Origin of the sequence: Blastococcus sp. TML/C7B (genome assembly GCF_016612845.1) — a bacterium.
In the GTDB taxonomy this organism is placed as follows: domain Bacteria; phylum Actinomycetota; class Actinomycetes; order Mycobacteriales; family Geodermatophilaceae; genus Blastococcus.
Window position 1 is genome coordinate 2,029,818 of the sequence record NZ_JAEOAA010000001.1, and the last position, 18,800, is coordinate 2,048,617.

General features: G+C 75.7%; 18 protein-coding genes. 12 read left to right on the forward strand and 6 right to left on the reverse strand.

The features are described 5' to 3' along the window. Position 1: 1 nt before the first annotated feature. The 8 genes from JKP76_RS09875 (at position 2) to JKP76_RS09910 (ending at position 7,938) form a co-directional block, all read left to right on the forward strand. The gene (locus tag JKP76_RS09875; RefSeq protein ID WP_200490684.1) at positions 2-766 is read left to right on the forward strand and encodes a nucleoside phosphorylase; all 765 of its coding nucleotides are present in this window, start codon (positions 2-4) and stop codon (positions 764-766) included. A 145-nt stretch (positions 767-911) separates the two neighbouring features. Next, entirely contained in the window at positions 912-1,538 is a 627-nt protein-coding gene (locus JKP76_RS09880; RefSeq protein ID WP_242471251.1) for a DUF177 domain-containing protein, read from the forward strand. A 2-nt stretch (positions 1,539-1,540) separates the two neighbouring features. After that, a complete protein-coding gene (gene rpmF, locus JKP76_RS09885) occupies positions 1,541-1,720 on the forward strand; it encodes a 50S ribosomal protein L32 (RefSeq protein ID WP_200490685.1) in 180 nt (59 codons plus the stop codon). A 17-nt stretch (positions 1,721-1,737) separates the two neighbouring features. Continuing rightward, positions 1,738-2,508, forward strand: a complete 771-nt coding sequence (gene rnc / locus JKP76_RS09890; RefSeq protein ID WP_200490686.1) for a ribonuclease III — start codon at positions 1,738-1,740, stop codon at positions 2,506-2,508. A 4-nt stretch (positions 2,509-2,512) separates the two neighbouring features. Next, on the forward strand, positions 2,513-3,430 hold the full coding sequence (gene mutM, locus JKP76_RS09895; RefSeq protein ID WP_200490687.1) for a bifunctional DNA-formamidopyrimidine glycosylase/DNA-(apurinic or apyrimidinic site) lyase: 918 nt from the start codon (positions 2,513-2,515) through the stop codon (positions 3,428-3,430). 166 nt (positions 3,431-3,596) lie between these two features. Further along, entirely contained in the window at positions 3,597-3,785 is a 189-nt protein-coding gene (locus JKP76_RS09900) for a hypothetical protein (RefSeq protein WP_200490688.1), read from the forward strand. A gap of 73 nt (positions 3,786-3,858) precedes the next feature. Then, positions 3,859-7,425 carry a chromosome segregation protein SMC gene (smc, locus tag JKP76_RS09905; protein ID WP_200490689.1) on the forward strand — a complete coding sequence of 1,189 codons (3,567 nt, stop codon included), beginning with the start codon at positions 3,859-3,861 and terminating at the stop codon, positions 7,423-7,425. A gap of 63 nt (positions 7,426-7,488) precedes the next feature. After that, complete coding sequence (locus tag JKP76_RS09910; protein WP_200490690.1) at positions 7,489-7,938, forward strand: DUF402 domain-containing protein; 450 nt, start codon at positions 7,489-7,491, stop codon at positions 7,936-7,938. Positions 7,939-8,030: 92 nt separating this feature from the next. On the opposite strand, the gene JKP76_RS09915 is transcribed toward JKP76_RS09910, so the two are convergent. Both JKP76_RS09915 and JKP76_RS20795 read right to left on the reverse strand, forming a co-directional pair. Further along, the gene (locus JKP76_RS09915) at positions 8,031-8,846 is read right to left on the reverse strand and encodes an endonuclease/exonuclease/phosphatase family protein (protein WP_200490691.1); all 816 of its coding nucleotides are present in this window, start codon (positions 8,844-8,846) and stop codon (positions 8,031-8,033) included. A 667-nt stretch (positions 8,847-9,513) separates the two neighbouring features. Beyond that, positions 9,514-10,095 (reverse strand): alkaline phosphatase D family protein, encoded by a 582-nt coding sequence (locus JKP76_RS20795; protein WP_309232904.1) that lies wholly within the window; start codon positions 10,093-10,095, stop codon positions 9,514-9,516. Between the two features lie 523 nt (positions 10,096-10,618). Here JKP76_RS20795 and ftsY point away from each other — a divergent pair. Beyond that, positions 10,619-11,806 carry a signal recognition particle-docking protein FtsY gene (gene ftsY, locus JKP76_RS09925; protein ID WP_200490692.1) on the forward strand — a complete coding sequence of 396 codons (1,188 nt, stop codon included), beginning with the start codon at positions 10,619-10,621 and terminating at the stop codon, positions 11,804-11,806. A gap of 4 nt (positions 11,807-11,810) precedes the next feature. Here the strand turns inward: ftsY and JKP76_RS09930 are convergent, their stop codons facing one another. Genes JKP76_RS09930 through JKP76_RS09945 form a run of 4 tightly spaced genes read right to left on the reverse strand, consistent with a single transcriptional unit; the run spans position 11,811 to position 14,398 of the window. Beyond that, complete coding sequence (locus JKP76_RS09930) at positions 11,811-12,554, reverse strand: energy-coupling factor ABC transporter ATP-binding protein (RefSeq protein WP_200490693.1); 744 nt, start codon at positions 12,552-12,554, stop codon at positions 11,811-11,813. After that, positions 12,551-13,333 (reverse strand): cobalt ECF transporter T component CbiQ, encoded by a 783-nt coding sequence (cbiQ, locus tag JKP76_RS09935; protein ID WP_200490694.1) that lies wholly within the window; start codon positions 13,331-13,333, stop codon positions 12,551-12,553. Before cbiQ ends, JKP76_RS09930 begins: the two co-directional genes overlap by 4 nt. 1 nt (position 13,334) lies before the next feature. Next, positions 13,335-13,706 (reverse strand): PDGLE domain-containing protein, encoded by a 372-nt coding sequence (locus tag JKP76_RS09940; RefSeq protein ID WP_200490695.1) that lies wholly within the window; start codon positions 13,704-13,706, stop codon positions 13,335-13,337. After that, positions 13,703-14,398 (reverse strand): energy-coupling factor ABC transporter permease, encoded by a 696-nt coding sequence (locus JKP76_RS09945; protein ID WP_200490696.1) that lies wholly within the window; start codon positions 14,396-14,398, stop codon positions 13,703-13,705. The genes JKP76_RS09940 and JKP76_RS09945 overlap by 4 nt, the downstream gene beginning before the upstream one ends. Positions 14,399-14,647: 249 nt before the next feature. Between JKP76_RS09945 and JKP76_RS09950 the strand changes: the two genes are divergently transcribed. The 3 genes from JKP76_RS09950 (at position 14,648) to JKP76_RS09960 (ending at position 18,773) form a co-directional block, all read left to right on the forward strand. After that, positions 14,648-15,979 (forward strand): ammonium transporter, encoded by a 1,332-nt coding sequence (locus tag JKP76_RS09950; RefSeq protein ID WP_200490697.1) that lies wholly within the window; start codon positions 14,648-14,650, stop codon positions 15,977-15,979. Further along, positions 15,976-16,314 (forward strand): P-II family nitrogen regulator, encoded by a 339-nt coding sequence (locus tag JKP76_RS09955; RefSeq protein ID WP_113799209.1) that lies wholly within the window; start codon positions 15,976-15,978, stop codon positions 16,312-16,314. The genes JKP76_RS09950 and JKP76_RS09955 overlap by 4 nt, the downstream gene beginning before the upstream one ends. An 89-nt stretch (positions 16,315-16,403) precedes the next feature. Further along, complete coding sequence (locus JKP76_RS09960) at positions 16,404-18,773, forward strand: [protein-PII] uridylyltransferase (protein ID WP_200490698.1); 2,370 nt, start codon at positions 16,404-16,406, stop codon at positions 18,771-18,773. Positions 18,774-18,800 lie beyond the last annotated feature (27 nt).

The window sequence follows — 18,800 nt, forward strand, 5'->3', positions numbered from 1 at the left end:
GGTGGCGCCCGCCGACTTCCCGCTCGCCGAGTTCGACGGGCACTCGCCCGCCGTGATGGTGCCCGAGTCCCTGGCCGTCGCCGGGGACGTGCCCGAGCGCGCGGTCGTGTGCTTCTTCCGCGACGTGATCGACGAGGTCTGCGGCGACGGCCGCGCGGAGGTCGTGGGCTCGACGACGTGGGAGAGCGGCGCGCACACGCTGTACCGGCTGCGCGTGGACGGCGGCGAGATCGGGGTCTTCCACCCCGGCGTCGGCGCCCCGCTGGCCAGCGGGGTGCTCGAGGAGATGATCGCCAGCGGCTGCCGCACGTTCGTGGCCTGCGGCGGTGCGGGCGCGGTGATCCCCGGCCTGGCGCTGGGGCACGTCGTCGTCCCCGATGCCGCCGTCCGGGACGAGGGGACCTCGTACCACTACCTCCCGGCCGGCCGGGAGATCGCCGCCGACCCGCGGGTCACCGCCGTCCTCTCCGCGGTGCTGACCGAGCGCGACGTCCCGCACGTGGTGGGCAAGACCTGGACCACCGACGCCCCGTACCGGGAGACGCAGGCCAAGGTCGCGGCGCGGCGGGCCGAGGGGTGCCTGACGGTGGAGATGGAGACCGCGGCGTTCCTCGCCGTCGCCCGGCACCGGTCGGTGACCTTCGGGCAGTACCTCTACGCGGGCGACGACGTCAGCGGCGCGGTCTGGGACAGCCGCCAGTGGCAGACGTCGTCGGCCCGGACGGACCTGTTCTGGTTGGCCGTCGCGGCGGTCCAACGGCTGTAGCGGCCCGCAGACCGGCCCGCGCGGGGTGATCTCCCTCGCCGCCAGCGGTTCCGGCCGGCCGGTCGGGTAGGCTGGCTCCCTGGTTCGACCACCGGTGGTTCCGCCCCGGGTCGGGCCCCTCCCACTACCTACCGCGAGTACTGACATGCCTGCCGCTCCTGCGCCCCGCCGCGACGCCGCTCCGACCCCGGACCGGCGTCCCTCCGCCAACCCCTGGAAGCTCGACCTCCGGGAGCTGGGGCGCCGCGCGGGCTCGATGCAGGAGCTGGACCGCACGGTCCCCGCGCCGGACGACTGGAAGGTCGAGCTCATCGGCGTCCCCGCCGGCGCCGACGTGCACCTCCGGCTGCGGCTGGAGTCGGTGATGGAGGGCGTGCTCGTCTCCGGCGAGATCGAGGCGCCGCTCGTGGGCTCCTGCGCCCGCTGCCTCGAGCCGATCGAGGACACCCTCACCCTCGACGTGCAGGAGCTGTACGCCTACGAGGGCAGCACCACCGAGGCCACCAGCGAGGAGGACGAGGTGCGCCTGGTCGAGGGCGACTTCCTCGACCTGGCGCCGATGGCCCGCGACACCGTGGTGCTGAGCCTCCCGCTCTCGCCGGTCTGCGACGAGGACTGCGGCGGCCTCTGCGTCGACTGCGGTCAGCGCATCGACGACCTCCCCGCCGACCACTCGCACGAGATCACCGACCCGCGCTGGGCCGGCCTCGCACAGCGTTTCGCCTCATCGTCGGGCACCCCCGGCGACGACGACACCACCAAGGAGAACTGATCGTGGCCGTTCCGAAGCGGAAGATGTCCCGCGCCAACACCCGCATGCGCCGCTCGCAGTGGAAGGCCGTCGCCCCCACGCTCGCGCCGTGCCCGAACCGCGCCTGCGGCGAGCTCAAGCCGCCGCACATCGCGTGCCCGAACTGCGGCCAGCACTCCGGCCGCCAGGTCCTCTCGGTCTGATCGACGACCGCATCACCGTGGGCAGGACGGCCGCCGCAGCGCACCCCGACGAGGGTGCCGGGGCAGGCCGTCCCCCCGGTGGGCGGGAGCACGCCGAGCGCGCCGCCGCGTGGGCGCGTGACGCCCTGGGCGTCGAGATCCCGGGCGACCTGCTCGGCCTCGCCCTGACCCACCGCTCGTTCGCGTACGAGAACGGTGGGCTGCCGACCAACGAGCGCCTGGAGTTCCTCGGCGACTCGGTGCTCGGCCTCGTCGTCACCGACGAGCTCTACCGCAGCCAGCCGGACCTCCCCGAGGGCCAGCTGGCCAAGCTGCGTGCCTCGGTCGTGAACATGACCTCGCTGGCCGGCGTCGCCCGGCGGCTGGGGGAGGGCGGCGTCGGGCCGCACCTGCTGCTCGGCCGCGGCGAGGAGACCACCGGGGGCCGGGAGAAGGACTCGATCCTCGCCGACGTCGTCGAGGCGCTGATCGGCGCGGTGCACCTGGGCTGCGGCCTGGACGCAGCCGGGGTGCTGGTGCACCGGCTGTTCGACCCGCTGCTGGCAGAGTCGGCCACCCGGGGCGCCGGCCTGGACTGGAAGACCAGCCTGCAGGAGCTCGGCGCCTCGCTCGGCCTGGGCGCGCCCAGCTACGACACCGCCGACGAGGGTCCCGACCACGCGAAGACCTTCACCGCCGCGGTCGTGCTCGCCGGCACCGTGCACGGGCGGGGGCGCGGCCGCACCAAGAAGGCCGCCGAGCAGGAGGCCGCCCAGGTGGCCTGGCGCGCGCTCACCGCCGAGGCCTGACGCCGTGCCGGAGCTGCCCGAGGTCGAGGTCGTGCGACGGGGGCTGGAGCGCTGGGTCGCCGGGCGCACCGTGGCCCGCGTCGAGGTGCACCACCCGCGCGCCGTCCGCCGCCACCTCGAGGGCGCGGAGCACTTCGTGCAGGCGCTGACCGGCCGGACGCTCACCGCCGCGCACCGCCGCGGCAAGTACCTCTGGCTGCCGATGGCCGAGCCCGACGGCGCCCCCACCGGCCGCGCCCTCGTCGGCCACCTCGGGATGAGCGGCCAGCTGCTGGTCGAGAAGCCGTCGGCGCCGGACGAGACGCACCTACGCGCCCGCTTCACCTTCACCGACGGCGGCCGCGAACTGCGCTTCGTCGACCAGCGGACCTTCGGCGGGCTCGTCGTCGAGGAGCTGGGTGCCGACGACGCCGTCCCCCCGCGGCTCGCGCACATCGCCATCGACCCGCTGGACGAGGCCTTCGACGTCGACGGCTTCTCCGCCGCGCTGCGCCGCCGGCGGACCGAGGTCAAGCGGGCGCTGCTGGACCAGACGCTCATCGGCGGCGTCGGCAACATCTACGCCGACGAGGCGCTGTGGCGGGCCCGGCTGCACGGCGCCCGGCCCGCCGACAAGCTCACCCGCGCGCAGGTGGCCGACCTGCTCGAGGGGGTGCGCGACGTGCTCGGCGAGGCCCTGGCCCAGGGCGGCACGTCCTTCGACTCCCTGTACGTCGACGTGAACGGGCAGAGCGGCTACTTCTCCCGCTTCCTCGCCGTCTACGGGCAGCTCGACCGGCCCTGCCCCCGCTGCGGGACGCCGATCCGGCGCGAGTCGTTCATGAACCGGTCCAGCTACAGCTGCCCGGTCTGCCAGCCGCCGCCGCGGGGCCGGAAGACGGTGGCTCCCCGGGGCACGGCGGCCCGCGCGCGCCGGGCCTGAGGACATCCGGGAGTGACGAATCCGACACCTCCCGGACACGGTGGCCAGGTCCTGCGGCCGTTGACCGGCGTCGGCGGGCCTGTCACCCTGGCATCACCACAGCCGCGCCGACCGGGTCCCGGGGCGCCGGCTCACCCTCCCGCTGTCTGGAAAGGCCGTCCCAGCCATGGCCAAGGCCCTGTTCGGTTCCGTCGTCGCCCCCGCGCAGCTGCGCCTGGTCGAGGAGAACGCCGCGCTGCGGGCGAAGCTGCGCCGGCTGGAGTCCGAGCTCGAGGTGCTGCGCGCGCACCGCGACGCCGCGATCGCGCACGAGCTGCTGTCGATGGCCGACGACTCCGAGCCCGCGCTGGCCTGAGCGCCACCCCACCCGCACCACCGGTCCCGGACGCCCCCTGCCGGGCGGGCCGCGGCACTAAGCTCTCCGTCCCGTGCACCTCTCCAGCCTGACGCTCAAGGGCTTCAAGTCCTTCGCGTCCGCGACGACGCTCCGGCTGGAGCCCGGCATCACCGCCGTCGTCGGCCCCAACGGGTCCGGCAAGTCCAACGTCGTCGACGCGATCGCGTGGGTCCTCGGCGAGCAGGGCGCGAAGAGCCTGCGCGGCGGCAAGATGGAGGACGTCATCTTCGCCGGCACCGCCGGCCGCCCGGCGCTGGGCCGGGCCGAGGTGACGCTGACCATCGACAACACCGACGGCGCGCTGCCCATCGCCTACACCGAGGTGTCGATCACCCGCCGCATGTACCGCTCCGGGGAGAGCGAGTACGAGATCAACGGCGACAAGGTGCGGCTGCTCGACGTGCAGGAGCTGCTCAGCGACTCCGGTATCGGCCGCGAGATGCACGTCATCGTCGGCCAGGGGCAGCTCGACGCCGTGCTGTCCGGCCGCCCGGAGGACCGCCGCGCCTTCATCGAGGAGGCCGCCGGCGTCCTCAAGCACCGCAAGCGCAAGGAGAAGGCGCTCCGCAAGCTCGACGGCATGCAGGCCAACCTCGACCGGCTGGCCGACCTCACCGCCGAGCTGCGCCGCCAGCTCAAGCCCCTGGGCCGGCAGGCCGAGGTGGCCCGCCGGGCCGCCGGCGTGCAGGCCGACCTGCGCGACGCCCGGCTCCGGCTGCTCGCCGACGACCTCGTGCAGCTGCGCGACGCCCTGGACAAGGACGTCGCCGACGAGAACGCCGCCCGCGAGCGCCGCACCGCCGTCGAGCAGACCCTGTCGGTCGTCTCCCGCCGGGAGGGGGAGCTGGAGTCCTCGCTCGCCGAGAGCGCGCCGCTGCTCGCGGCCGCGTCCGAGACCTGGTACCGGCTCTCCGCGCTCACCGAGCGGTTCCGCGGCGTCGCGTCGCTGGCCGCCGAGCGGTCGCGGCACCTCTCGGCCGCCGCCCCCGCGGAGACCGCCGGGCGCGACCCCGACCAGCTCGACGCCGAGGCCGAGCGGGTGGCGGCCCACGAGGCCGAGCTCGCCGCCGGCCTGGAGGCCGAGCGCGCCCGGCTGGCCGGCGTCGTCGCCGAGCGGGGCCGCCTGGAGCAGGCGCTCGCCGAGGCCGAGAAGGCGTGGGTCGCCGCGGCCCGCGCCCTCGCCGACCGGCGCGAGGGCCTGGCCCGCCTCTCCGGTCAGGTGGCCGCCGCGCAGTCGAAGGTCGGCGCGGGGGAGGCCGAGATCGAGCGGCTGGCGCGCGCCGCAGCCGAGGCCGCCGAGCGGGCCGAGCACGCGGCCGAGCGGCTGGCCGACCGGCGCTCGGCCGTCGCCGAGCAGGAGGACTCCGACGTCGCCCTGGTCACCGCGCACCAGGACGCCGTCGCCGCGCACACCGCCGCCGCCAAGGCGGTCACCGAGCTGACCGCCGCCGAGCGCGCCGCCGAGCGCGACCGCGCCTCCTGGCAGGCGCGGCGCGATGCGCTGGCGCTGGGGCTCACCCCCGCGGACGGTGCCGCCGCCGTGCTGGCCGCCGGGCTGGACGGCGTCCTCGGGCCGGTCGCCGACCGGCTCACCGTGCACCCCGGCGACGAGGTCGCGCTGGCCGCCGCGCTGGACGGGATGGCCGACGCCGTCGTCGTGGCCGGGGTCGCCGGTGCCGCCGGCGCGCTGGAGCGGCTCAAGACCACCGAGGGCGGCCGGGCCGGGCTGCTCGTCACCGGCGGACTGCCGCCGGTGCCGCGCGACGGCTGGCCCGAGCTGCCCGCCGGCGCCCGGTGGGCGCTGGACGCGGTCGAGGCGCCCGCGGAGCTGCGGCCGGCACTGGCCCGCGCGCTCGAGCGGGTCGCGCTCGTCGCCGACCTCCCCGCCGCCGTCGAACTGGTCGGCACCCACCCCCGGGTGCGCGCGGTCACCGCCGACGGCGACCTGCTCGGCGCCGACTGGGCGCTGGGCGGCCAGCGGGACGCGCCGTCCAACCTCGAGGTGCGCGCCCGCGTCGACGAGGCCGAGCACGAGCTGACCGCCGCCGTCGCCCGGGCCGCCGCGCTGGCCGACGAGCTGGCCGCCGCCCGCGAGACCGCCCGCGCCAGGTCCGGCGAGGTGGACGCGGCGCTCGCCGCCCGGCAGGCCGCCGACCGCGGTCGGTCCAAGGTGGCCGCGGAGCTCGCCGAGCTCGGTGCCGCCGCCCGCTCCGCCGCGGCCGAGGCCGAACGGCACGAGGCCGCGCGCGTCCGCGCCGAGGGCGAGCTGGAGCAGGCCCAGGTCGCGCTGTCCGGCCTGGAGTCGCGGCTGGCAGAGGCGGAGGCCGCGCCGGTCGAGGAGGAGCCGCCCACCGAGGAGCGCGACCGGCTGCGCGCCGAGGTCGCCGCGGCCCGGCAGGGCGAGACCGAGGCCCGGCTGGCGGTGCGCACCGCCGAGGAGCGGGCCCGCGCGCTGACCGGGCGCGCCGAGTCGCTGCGCCGCCAGGCCCGGCAGGAACGCGCCGCGCGCGAGCGAGCCGCCACCGCCCGCGCCGCCCGCGAGCGCGGCGCCGCCGTCGCCGGCCGGGTGCGGGCCGACGCCGAGGTCGCGCTGACCGCCCTGGCTGGCTCGCTCACCCGCGCGGCCGCCGAGCGGGACGCGCTGGCCACCGGCCGGGCCGCCGCCGAGGCCGAGCTGCTCGAGGTCCGCGGCCGGGTGCGGGCGGCTACCGCCGAGCTCGACCGGCTCACCGACGAGGTGCACCGCGACGAGGTGGCCCGCGCCGAGCAGCGGCTGCGGATCGAGGCGCTCGAGGGCCGCGCCGCCGAGGAGTACGGCGTCGACCTGCCCACCCTGGTCGCCGAGTACGGGCCGGCCGCGCCGGTGCCGCCGTCGCCGGCCGAGGTCGCCGCCGCGGAGACCGCGGGGGAGGAGCCCCCGGCGCCGACCGGCTACGACCGCGCGGTGCAGGAGCGGCGGGCCGCCCGCGCCGAGCGCGATCTCGCCACCCTCGGCAAGGTCAACCCGCTGGCGCTCGAGGAGTTCGCGGCGCTGGAGGAGCGGCACACCTTCCTCGCCACCCAGCTCGAGGACCTCAAGAGCACCCGGCGCGACCTGCTGACCGTCGTCCGCGAGGTCGACGACCGCATCCACGACGTCTTCGCCGCCGCCTACGCCGACGTCGCCCGCGAGTTCGAGGGCGTCTTCGCCACCCTGTTCCCGGGCGGGCAGGGCCGGCTGGTGCTCACCGAGCCCGACAGCATGCTGACGACCGGCATCGAGGTGGAGGCCCGCCCGCCGGGCAAGAAGGTCAAGCGGCTCTCGCTCCTGTCCGGCGGCGAGCGCTCGCTGACCGCCGTCGCCCTGCTCGTGGCGATCTTCCGCGCCCGGCCCTCGCCGTTCTACGTCCTCGACGAGGTCGAAGCGGCCCTCGACGACGTCAACCTCGGCCGGCTGCTCACCCTGGTCGAGCAGCTCCGGTCGACCTCGCAGCTGATCGTCATCACCCACCAGAAGCGCACGATGGAGATCGCCGACGCGCTCTACGGCGTGAGCATGCGCGGCGACGGCATCACCGGCGTCATCAGCCAGCGCCTCCGCGAGCTCCCCGCCGCCTGACCCCCGGGGCAGAAATGGCCATTTCTGCCCTGTTCGACGGCGGTTGCTGCCACGATCGGGCCCATGACATGGGCGCCCGGGGAGGTCGTCGTCCACCAGGAGGTCTGGCGCGACCGCGTCTGGGCGGCCCGCCCGCTGGTCGTCGTGGAGGACTCGCCGGACCGGATGCTGTTCTGGCTCCCCGCCGGCACGGTGCGCAAGGTCCCGTGGACGCCGCCGCACCGCCCGGACCCGGGGGAGGGGACCGCGCGGGTCCTCGACCTCCTCGCGCGGGGCGACTGGATCCACGTCGACCACGTGTGGGACGTCTCGTGCCTGTGGATCCTGCGGCCCGGCGACTGGCACGCGGTGTGGGTCAGCTGGCTGCCCTCGGGCGAGCGGTACGGGTTCTACGTCAACCTGCAGCAGTCGTTCCGGCGGACGGCTGTCGGGATCGAGTCGATGGATCTGGCGCTGGACGTCGTCGCCACGCCCGACCGGGTCTGGTGGTGGAAGGACGACGCGTCGAGCTAGTGCCGCCGCACCAAGATCAGCACGCGCGGGTGGTGGTGGCGATCCGGAGACCGCCCACCGTCAGTGCGTGCTGATCTTGGAAGGGTGCGGTCTCAGACGCCGGAGGGGATCCGCAGGTCGACGACGAGCGGCAGGTGGTCCGAGGCGCCGGCGGCGTCGAGGACGCGGGCGCTCGCGACGGTCACGCCGGCCGACACCCACGCCTGGTCGATCCGCCGGTGCGGTGAGCGGGCCGGGTGGGTGTGCCCCGCGTCGCGCTGCCAGAAGCGCCAGCGGGCCTGGTCGCCGCGGTCGTCGGCCAGCTCCCAGGCGTCGGTGAACCGCTCCCGCAGCGGGTGCAGCTCGGGGGCGTCGGGGCGGGCGTTGAAGTCGCCCACCAGGACGCCGGAGGCCATCTCCTCGGTGTGCAGCGCGGCCAGCGCCGCCACCTGCTGCGCGCGCTCCTGCGCCGACCGGGTGGTCAGGTGCGTGGCGGTCACCCACAGCGTGCCGCCGTCCAGCTCGAGCATGGTGCGCAGCGCGCTGCGGGGCTCGCCGCTGCCGGGCAGCCGGTGCACGTCGCTGATCAGGATCGGCAGCCGGGAGAGCAGCGCGTTGCCGTACTGGCGGCGAGGGTGATCGCCCGGATGCGGCTCGTCGATCGCCGGCCCCCACGCCAGCTGCATGTCCAGCGCGCGGGAGAGCAGCAGCGCCTGGTCGACGTCCTCGCTGCGCGCGCCGAACCAGCGGTCGACCTCCTGGAGGCAGATGACGTCGGCGTCGGCCGCGGCCAGCACCTTGGCCAGCCGCGGCAGGTCGTGCCGGGAGTCCTCACCGACCCCGTGGTGGGTGTTGAAGGTGACCAGCCGCACCGGGATCGGCGGCTGGTCGGGACCGGGGGCGGGGCGGATGCCGAAGGGGTCGGTCACCGGTCCAGCCTGTCACCTGTCCGACAGCGGGCTGTCCAGCACCTGCCGCAGGGCGTCGTCGCCCTGCTCGGCCACCGAGAGGAGGAACCGCGCCTCCCGGCCCTCCAGCACCAGCTCGCCGATCTGGTTGCCGAAGAACGGCCCGGCCTGCTTCTCCCACTGCAGCGCCGTCGGCTCGGCCTTCGCGAACCGGGCCAGCCGCTCGGTGAACCGGCGGGCCGCGCGGCTCCAGCCGATCTTGAAGCCGACGCGGATCGGGTGCGGCGCCTGGTTGTGCAGCGGGGAGACGGTGAGCTGGTGCACCCGCGCGTCGAGGTCGCCGGGTCGCACCAGCTCGGCGGCGTAGGCGTGGTGGACGTCGCCGGAGAGCACCAGCGCGGTGGCGGGTGCGCGGCCGTGCTCGCCGCGGGCGACGGCGGTCAGCGCGGCGCCCAGCCGCTCGAAGGAGTGCCCGAACGCCGCCCAGTGCTCCAGGTCGGCGGCCTGTCGCAGCTGCTCGGCGAGCCGGCCACGCCAGCGCCCGTGGTGCCGCACGTTGAGCGTCTCGTTCCAGCGCTCGATGTTGTGGATCGCGTGCGGCAGCAGCCAGGGCAGGGAGGTGCCGACGATCAGGTGCTCGACGCCCTCGTCGACGGCGCGGCGCATCGCGGCCTCGACCCAGGCGAACTCATCCTCGTCGAGCATCCGGCGGTGCTGCTCCTCCAGCACCCGGCCGGCCCGGCTGTCGACCATGATCAGCCGCGCGTCGCCCCAGTGCCGCACGTAGCTCCAGCGGAACGTGGCGGGCTCGGCGTCGGCGAGCTCGGCCATCCGGCGCAGCATCGGCTCGGCGTCGCGGACCTCGTCGTCCCCGGCCATCTCCTGGATCGACCGCCGAGGCGGCGTTCTCCGCGAGCTCCTGCGGGCTGAGGTTGCCCAGGTGCTGGTAGACCCAGTAGCTGACCAGCCCGCCGGTGATCCGCCCGTGCCACCAGGGCTCGCGGGTGGTCGTCGCGCGCCAGGCCGCCGAGGTGTTCCAGTCGTCGATCAGCTCGTGGTCGTCGAAGACCATCGACGAGGGGATCGTCGACAGCAGCCAGCGCACCTCCGGGTCCAGCCAGGACTCGTAGTACAGCCGGGTGTACTCCTCGTAGTCCGCGACCTGGTCGTCCGGGGCGCGCTGCTCGGTGCGCCGGTCCCGCAGGCGGTGCAGCAGCGACCGGGTCCGCTCGGTGAGCTCGTCGGCGTAGACCTGGTCGCCCAGGAGCACCAGCGCGTCGGGCCACCGGTCCTCGGGCTCGCCTGCGAGCCGGCGCGCGTAGAGGTCCAGCGCGTCCGGCGGGATGCCCTCGGCGTCCTCGACGGTGCGCGGGCTGGCGTACCGGCAGGAGCCGAACTGCCAGCCGGAACGGGCCCGGGCGGCCCGGCGTCCGGATGCGGCTGGGCGGGAAGGCGGAGTCGGCGAGCGGCCAGACCTGCTCGCCGTCCAGGAGCACCTCGTAGGGCGTGGTGCTGCCGGACTCCAGGTCCTCCACCACGACCAGCGCGTAGTGGTGGCCGGCGACGCAGAACGTGCGTGCGCTGCGGCCGAGGACCTCGACCCGGCACGGGCGGTCGGTCTCCACCCAGACGGTCGCGGAGACCGGGTCGACGTGCCGCAGCAGCGGACCCAGGACGAGGGTGGGTGCGCTCGGTGCGGTGGCTGGCATGCCCCCAGCCTGGCCCATCGCCCCGGGCGGCGGGCGCTGGGGAGTCGCGTCGGCGGGAACGCCGCGGGCTGGGAGACTCGCGGCATGGAATTCGTGCTGATCGCGATCGCGATCCTCGTCGTCGCGCTCGTCGCCGGGGTCGGCCTGCTCGTCGGGCGGGGCCGGCGCACCACCCGCCTGGACGACGACGCCGTCGCCGGCACGACGCTCACCCGCCCGCGGCCGCCGCAGACCCCGCCGGTCGCCCCCGCGCCGCCCGCGGATCAGCCCGATGCCGTCGTGCCCGACGCCGCTCCGCCGGTCGAGCTGCCGCCGGCCGAGCCCGAGCCGGGGCTGGTCTTCGAGACGCCGCCGCCCTCGGCCGGCCGCCTGGTCCGGCTGCGCTCCCGGCTGGCCCGCTCGCAGTCCTCCCTGGGCCGCGGCCTGCTCACCGTGCTGGCGCGGGAGAAGCTCACCGAGGACGACTGGGAGGAGGTCGAGGAGACGCTCCTGGCCGCCGACGTCGGCGTCAGCGCCACCACCCGGATCGTCGACCGGCTGCGCACCCAGTCGATGGTGCTGGCCACCGCCTCGCCGGCCGAGCTGCGGGCGCTGCTCGTCGGCGAGCTCACCGGCGTCCTCGGCCCGGACCTGGACCGCACGCTGGGCACCGCCCGCCGCGACGGCCACCCCGGTGTCGTGCTCGTCGTCGGGGTCAACGGCGCCGGCAAGACGACGACGGTCGGCAAGATCGCCCGCGCGCTCGTCGGGGACGGCAAGAGCGTGGTCCTGGGCGCGGCCGACACCTTCCGCGCCGCCGCCGCCGACCAGCTGGAGACCTGGGGCGAGCGGGTCGGCGTCCTCACCGTGCGCGGCAAGGAGGGCGGCGACCCGGCGTCGGTCGCCTTCGAGGCCGTGCGCACCGGCGTGGAGGCCGAGGTCGACACCGTCGTCGTCGACACCGCCGGCCGGCTGCACACCAAGTCCGGGCTGATGGACGAGCTGGGCAAGGTCAAGCGGGTCGTGGAGAAGCAGGCGCCGGTGACCGAGGTGCTGCTGGTCCTCGACGCGACGACCGGGCAGAACGGCGTCGTCCAGGCCCGGGTGTTCACCGAGGCCGTGGAGGTCACCGGGGTGGTGCTCACCAAGCTCGACGGCACCGCGAAGGGCGGCATCGTCGTCCGCGTCCAGCAGGAGCTGGGCATCCCGGTGAAGCTGATCGGGCTGGGGGAGGGCGCCGACGACCTGGCGCCGTTCGAGCCGGAGGCGTTCGCCGAGGCGATCGTCGGCTGACGGGTCAGGCGCGGCTGGGGTCGAACCCGTAGGGCAGCTCGAGCCGGTGCGCCGCGAGCAGCGGCGCATCGGCGAGCAGCTCGCGGGTGCCGCCGTCGGCGACGACCGCACCGCCGTCCAGCACCACCGCCCGCGGGCACAGCTGCAGCGCGTAGGGCAGGTCGTGGGTGACCATCAGCAGGGTCACCGGCAGCGACTCCAGCACCTCGGCCAGCTCGCGCCGGCCGGCCGGGTCGAGGTTCGACGACGGCTCGTCGAGCACCAGGATCTCCGGGTGCATCGACAGCACGGTGGCGACGGCGACCCGCCGCCGCTGCCCGAACGACAGGTGGTGCGGTGCGCGGTCGGCGGCGCCGGCCATGCCCACCTGCGCCAGCGCCTCCTCGACGCGGGCGGCCACCTCGGCCTCGGGCAGCCCCAGGTTGCGCGGGCCGAACGCGACGTCCTCGCCGACGGTGGGCATGAAGAGCTGGTCGTCGGGGTCCTGGAAGACGATGCCCACCCGGCTGCGGATCTCGCGCAGGTTCTGCTTGGCCACCGGCAGCCCGGCGACCGAGATCGAGCCGCGGCCGGGCCGCAGGATGCCGTTGAGGTGCAGCACCAGCGTCGTCTTGCCCGCGCCGTTCGGGCCGAGCAGCGCGACCCGCTCGCCGGGGTCGATGCGCAGGTCGACGCCGAACAGCGCCTGGTGCCCGTCGGGGTAGGCGAAGGCGACGTCCTCGACCAGCAGCGAGGGGGTGGTGCTCACCCCAGCAGCATCCCCGTCGCGAGGACGACGCCCGCGACGAGGGGGAGCGCCAGGCCCGCGGCCCACTCCCGCGGGGGGACGGCGGCGGCCGGCCCGCCGGGCAGCCGGCCGCTGTACCCGCGGGACAGCATCGCCAGGTGCACGCGCTCGCCGCGCTCGTAGGAGCGGATGAACAGCGCGCCGGCCGCCGCCCCGAGCACCCGGAGCGCCCCGCGCCGCCGCCCGTCGAAGGCGCGCGACTCCCGGGCCACCCGCATGCGGTGCAGCTCGCCGCTGACGACGTCGACGTACCGGATCATGAAGCCGAGGATCTGGACCAGCGCCGCGGGCAGCCGCAGCCGCTCCAGCCCGCGCAGCAGCGCCCGCGGCTCGGTCGTGGTGGCCAGCACGGTGGCCGCCAGCACCGACAGCGTCGCCTTGGCCAGCAGCGCGCCACCGGTCTGCAGGCCGCTCTCCGACAGCGACAGCCCCAGCACCTCGACCCGCGGGCCGCGGGTCACGAACGGCAGCAGCAGCGCGAAGACGACGAACGGGATCTCGACGACCAGGCTGCGCAGCAGCCGGGCGGGCCGCACCCGGGCGACCGCGGCGACGGTCAGCACCGCCAGCAGGTAGCCGGCGTACGCCCACGGCGCCCAGCCGGCGTGCACCGGCGTCGCCACGACGACCAGGGCGTAGGCCAGGACGGCGACCAGCTTGACCTGCGGGGCCAGCCGGTGCACGGGGCTGGTGCCCGCCACGTAGCGGGCGCTCAGCGCGCCGCCGTGGCCGGCGCCCACGTCAGGCCTTCGGTGCGGAGCCGGCGTCGACGTCCGTGCGGGAGTCGTCGTCGGCGGGAACATCGTCGGTGCCGCTGCGGCGGCGGACGAGCAGGGTGATGCCGCCGGCGAGGGCCAGCGTCACGGCGACGCCGATGACCCCGGCGAGGCCGCCGGAGAGCCGGCCGTCCTCGACGCCGGAGACGGCGTAGTCGGCCAGCGGCGAGCCCGCGGTGGAGCTGTCCTCCGCGGTGTGCGCGAAGCCCTCCTTCTCGGCCGACCACTCCAGGCCGTCGGGGGAGCTGCTGGCGTAGTAGCTGCCGATGCCGGCGACGACGAGCGCCACGAGCAGGCCGGCGAGCAGGAAGCCGGAGGTCCGGCGGCGGGTGGTCATCGGGACGCCACGACCTCGGGACGGCGGAGCAGCGTGCCGGCGTCGCGCAAGTGCGCGGCGCCGTGCACCAGGTCGGGCCGCGCGGCGAGGACGGCGCCGAGCACGGCCACGGTGATCGCCGCCTCGCCGAGGCCGATGAGCACGTGGATGCCGCCCATCGTCGCGGCGACCGCGCCGAGGGAGATGTCGGCGACGCCGCCGGCCGCGAAGAGCGCCACGAAGGCCAGGGCCGAGAGCGGCACCGAGGCGAACGCGCCGACGCCGGCGCCGACGAGCACGCCGGTCCGCGTCCGCGGCAGCACCGCGACGACGAGGCGGAACAGCCCGTAGCCCACGCCGACCGCGACCAGCGCCATGAGCGTGACGTTCGTGCCGAGCGCGGTCAGCCCGCCGTCGGCGAACAGGACGGCTTGCACGAGCAGCACCACGGTCATGCAGAGCACCGCGGTCCAGGGCCCGACGAGGACCGCGGTCAGCGCGCCCCCGATGAGGTGGCCGCTGGTCCCAGCACCGACCGGGAAGTTCATCATCTGCACCGCGAAGACGAAGGCCGCGGTGAGGCCGGCCAGCGGCGCGGTGCGCTCGTCCAGCTCCTCCCGCGCCTTGCGCAGCGCCAGGGCCACGGTGCCGGCGGCGAGGACGCCGGTCGCGACCGACGTGGGCGCGTCGAGGAATCCGTCGGGTACGTGCACGCCCTCGACCTTATTGCACATCGTTTGCAACTAGCCAGGGCAGCGGTGGTCCACGGCGGTACCCGGGGGTCCGCAACACGCCTGCAACGTGCGGAGGGGACACGCGGACGGGAGTTCACCGTCGCGAAACAAGCGGAGACCGCCCGCCGAAACACACGCCCGGCACGGTGAACGCCACGTCGCCCTCCCCCCGGAGGGACCGGCGCCACCGACCGGCCGCCCGGCCGACGACCCCCTCAGGAGGTTGCCGTGGTCAACACCGGCGACACCGCCTGGATCCTCACCAGCGCGGCGCTCGTGCTGCTGATGACGCCCGGCCTCGCACTGTTCTACGGCGGCATGGTCCGCGCGAAGAGCGTGCTGAACATGATGATGATGAGCTTCGGGGCCCTGGCGCTGATCAGCGTGCTCTGGGTGCTCTACGGCTACTCGATCGCCTTCGGCGACGACATCGGCGGCGGGCTGCTCGGCGACCCGAGCGAGTTCTTCGGCCTCAAGGGCCTCATGGAGGACGTCACCGGCGACGAGGGCGGCCTGCCGGTCATGGCCTTCGTCGGCTTCCAGGCCGTCTTCGCCATCATCACCGTCGCCCTGATCTCCGGCGCGATCGCCGACCGGGCCAAGTTCGGCTCCTGGATGGTCTTCGCCGGCATCTGGGCCACGGTCGTCTACTTCCCGGTCGCGCACTGGGTGTTCGCCTTCGACGGCGACGACGTGGTCGGCGGCTGGATCGCCAACGGTCTGGAGGTCATCGACTTCGCCGGTGGCACCGCGGTCCACATCAACGCCGGTGCGGCGGGCCTGGCCCTCGCCCTGGTCCTGGGCAAGCGGCGCGGCTTCGGCCGCGAGGCGATGCGCCCGCACAACCTGCCGCTGGTCATGATCGGCGCGGGCCTGCTGTGGTTCGGCTGGTTCGGCTTCAACGCCGGCTCCGCCCTGGCCGCCGACAACACCGCCTCGGTGGTCTGGGTCAACACGCTGGTCGCCACGGGCGCCGCGACGCTGGGCTGGCTGCTGGTCGAGAAGCTCCGCGACGGCCACTCCACCTCGCTGGGTGCCGCGTCGGGCGTCGTCGCCGGCCTGGTCGCCATCACCCCGGCCTGCTCCGCGCTCTCGCCGATCGGCTCGATCATCGTCGGCGCGATCGCCGGCGCGCTCTGCGCCCTGGCCGTCGGGCTCAAGTACAAGCTGGGCTACGACGACTCGCTCGACGTCGTCGGCGTCCACCTCGTCGGTGGCCTCTGGGGCACCATCGCCATCGGCTTCCTGGCCGACCCCGACGCCCCCGCCGGTGCGGAGAGCCTCTTCTTCGGCGGCAGCGCCGACCTGCTGTGGCGCCAGATCGTCGGCGCCCTGGCCGTGCTCGCCTTCTCCTTCGTGGTCACCTGGATCATCGGGACCGCCATCCAGCGGACCATCGGCTTCCGGATCAGCGAAGATGAGGAGATCACCGGCATCGACACCGTCGTGCACGCGGAGTCGGGCTACGACTTCGCCTCGCTCGGCAGCAGCGGTTCCACCGCCCCACTGGCCGGGCAGGCGCGTGCCGAGGCCCGTAACACCGAGAGGACCATGGCATGAAGCTCGTCACCGCGATCGTCAAGCCCTTCAAGCTGGACGACGTCAAGAACGCCCTCGAGCTGATCGGCATCGCCGGGCTCACCGTCAGCGAGGTCCAGGGCTTCGGCCGCCAGCGCGGCCACACCGAGGTCTACCGCGGCGCGGAGTACCAGGTGGACTTCGTGCCCAAGGTCCGCATCGAGGTCGTCGTCTCCGAGGTCGACGCCGCCCGCGTGGTGGACGCCGTGGTCGAGGCCGCCTCCACCGGGCAGATCGGCGACGGCAAGGTCTGGGTCACCACGATCGACGAGATCGTGCGGGTCCGCACCGGGGAGCGCGGGGACGACGCGCTCTGATGCACCGCTGAGCACACCCGCCGGCCGGGGTGGTGGGACCGCCCACCGCCCCGGCCGGCGCACTTCCCGAGGCCGACAGAGGGGGACCCGTGCTGGACACCGAGGCGCTGCCCGGTCTGCCCCGCGCCGAGCGCGTGCAGGTCGTCGACACCTGGCTCGCCGGCCTGCTGGACGACGCGGTCGGCGGCACGCCGCCGCCCCTGGCCCGGCGGGGGAGCGCCCCGCCCCGCACCGGCACCGACGGCCTCGCGCTCGTCGCCGTCGGCAGCCTGGGCCGGCGCGAGCTGCCGCCGCACGGCGACCTCGACCTCGTCCTCGTCCACGACGGCCGGCCCGAGATCGCCGCCATCGCCGACGCGCTCTGGTACCCCGTCTGGGACGCCGGCCTCCGGCTGGACCACTCCGTGCGCTCGGTGGCCGAGGCCGTCGCGGTCGCCTCCACCGACGTCAAGGCCGGCCTGGGCCTGCTCGACGCTCGGCTGGTCGCCGGCGACGCGGAGCTGGCCGGCCGGCTGCGCACCGCCACGCTGAGCAGCTGGCGGCAGGCCGCCTCGCGGCTCCTGCCGGCGCTGCGCGACCTGCGTCGGGACCGCGCCCGCCAGGTCGGCGAGCTGGCCTTCCTGCTCGAACCCGACCTCAAGGAGGCCTACGGAGGGCTGCGCGAGGGGCAGGTGCTGCGCGCGGTCGCCGCCGCGCAGCTCGCCGACGAGCCGACCGCCGAGGTCGAGGCCGCCTACGCCTTCCTGCTCGACGTCCGCGACGAGCTCCGCCGGCGCACCGGCCGCCCGGCCGACGTCCTGGTCCGCCAGGAGCAGCGGCCGGTGGCCGTGGCCCTCGGCCTGGCCGGGGAGGACGACCTGCTGCGCGAGGTCAGCCTGGCCGGGCGCCGGCTGGCGTTCGTCGCCGACGAGACCTGGCGTCGGGTGGAGGCCACGCTCGTGCGCCGGCCGCGCAGCCGCTACCGCCGGGTGCGCCGCGAGCCCCTGGCCGACGGCGTGGTGCGCCAGGGCGACGAGGTCGTCCTCGCCCGGGACGCCCGCCCGGCCGGCGACCCGGGCCTGCTGCTGCGGGCCGCGGCCGCCGCCGCCCGCGCCGACCTGCTGCTCTCGCCGTACACGCTCAAGGTGCTCGCGGTGCACAGCCAGCCGATGCCCGAGCCGTGGCCCGCCGAGGTGCGCTGGTCGTTCCTCCGGCTGCTGGCCAGCGGGCGCTCCGCCGTCCCCGTGCTGGAGCAGCTGGACCAGGAGGGGCTGCTCTCCCGGCTGATCCCGGAGTGGGACCGCGTCCGCTCGCTGCCGCAGCGCCACCCCTGGCACCGCTTCACCGTCGACCGGCACCTGGTCGAGGCCGCGGCCGCCGCGGCCGAGCTCACCCGGGACGTCGACCGCCCCGACCTGCTGCTGGTCGCCGCCCTGCTGCACGACATCGGCAAGGGCTGGCCGGGCGACCACAGCGAGGTGGGCGAGCCGATCGCCGCCGCGATCGCCGCCCGCATGGGCTTCACCGAGGCCGACGTGGCGATCGTGGCCACCCTGGTGCGCCACCACCTGCTGCTCCCCGCGACCGCCACCCGCCGCGACATCGACGACCCCGCGACCATCGACCGGGTCGCGGAGACCATCGGCTGCGACGGCGCCGTCCTCCAGCTGCTGCACGCGCTGGCGCAGGCCGACGGCGCGGCGACCAGCGCGTCGGCGTGGTCGCCGTGGAAGGCCCACCTGGTGGCGGCGCTGGTCGCCCGGGTGCAGGCCAGGCTCGGCGGGGTGCCGGTCGAGGAGCCCGCGCCGGTGCTGCGGCCCACCAGCCCGCAGGCCTCGACGCCGACGCCGGACCTGCCGGGGGAGACCGCGCCGGTCACCGTCGGGATCCGGGACGTCGCCGACGGCCAGGAGGTCACCATCGGCGCCCCCGACCGCCCGGGCCTGCTGAGCACCTGCGCCGGCGTGCTGGCGCTCAACCAGCTCGACGTCCGCGCGGCGAAGATCACCGTCGAGGGCGGGCACGCCACGAGCGTGTTCGCGGTCCGGCCGCGGTTCGGCCGGGCCCCGGTGCCGGAGATCCTGGCCGACGGCGTGCGCGCCGCCCTCGAGGGCAGCCTGCCCCTGGCCGAGCGGCTGCGGCAGCGGGAGGCCGACTACCACCAGGACGGCGCCCGCTCGGCGCCGCCGCGGATCTCCTGGCACAACGGCGAGGTCAGCGGCGCGGCGACCGGCATCGTCGAGGTGCGGGCCGGCGACCGCGCCGGGCTGCTGTACCGGCTGACCGCGGCGATCGCGGGGGAGGGGCTCGACGTCACCTCCGCCCGGATCGAGACGCTCGGCGCCGACGCGGTGGACTGCTTCTACGTCGCCAACCCCTCCGGCGACCCGGTCGACCCCGAGCAGCGCCGCCGGGTGGACGCCGCGCTCGTGGGTGCGATGCGCCCGGCGGGAGCGGACACGCCGGTCGCGGGTGCGTGAACCTGTCGGTGCCCCGTGCGACGGTCG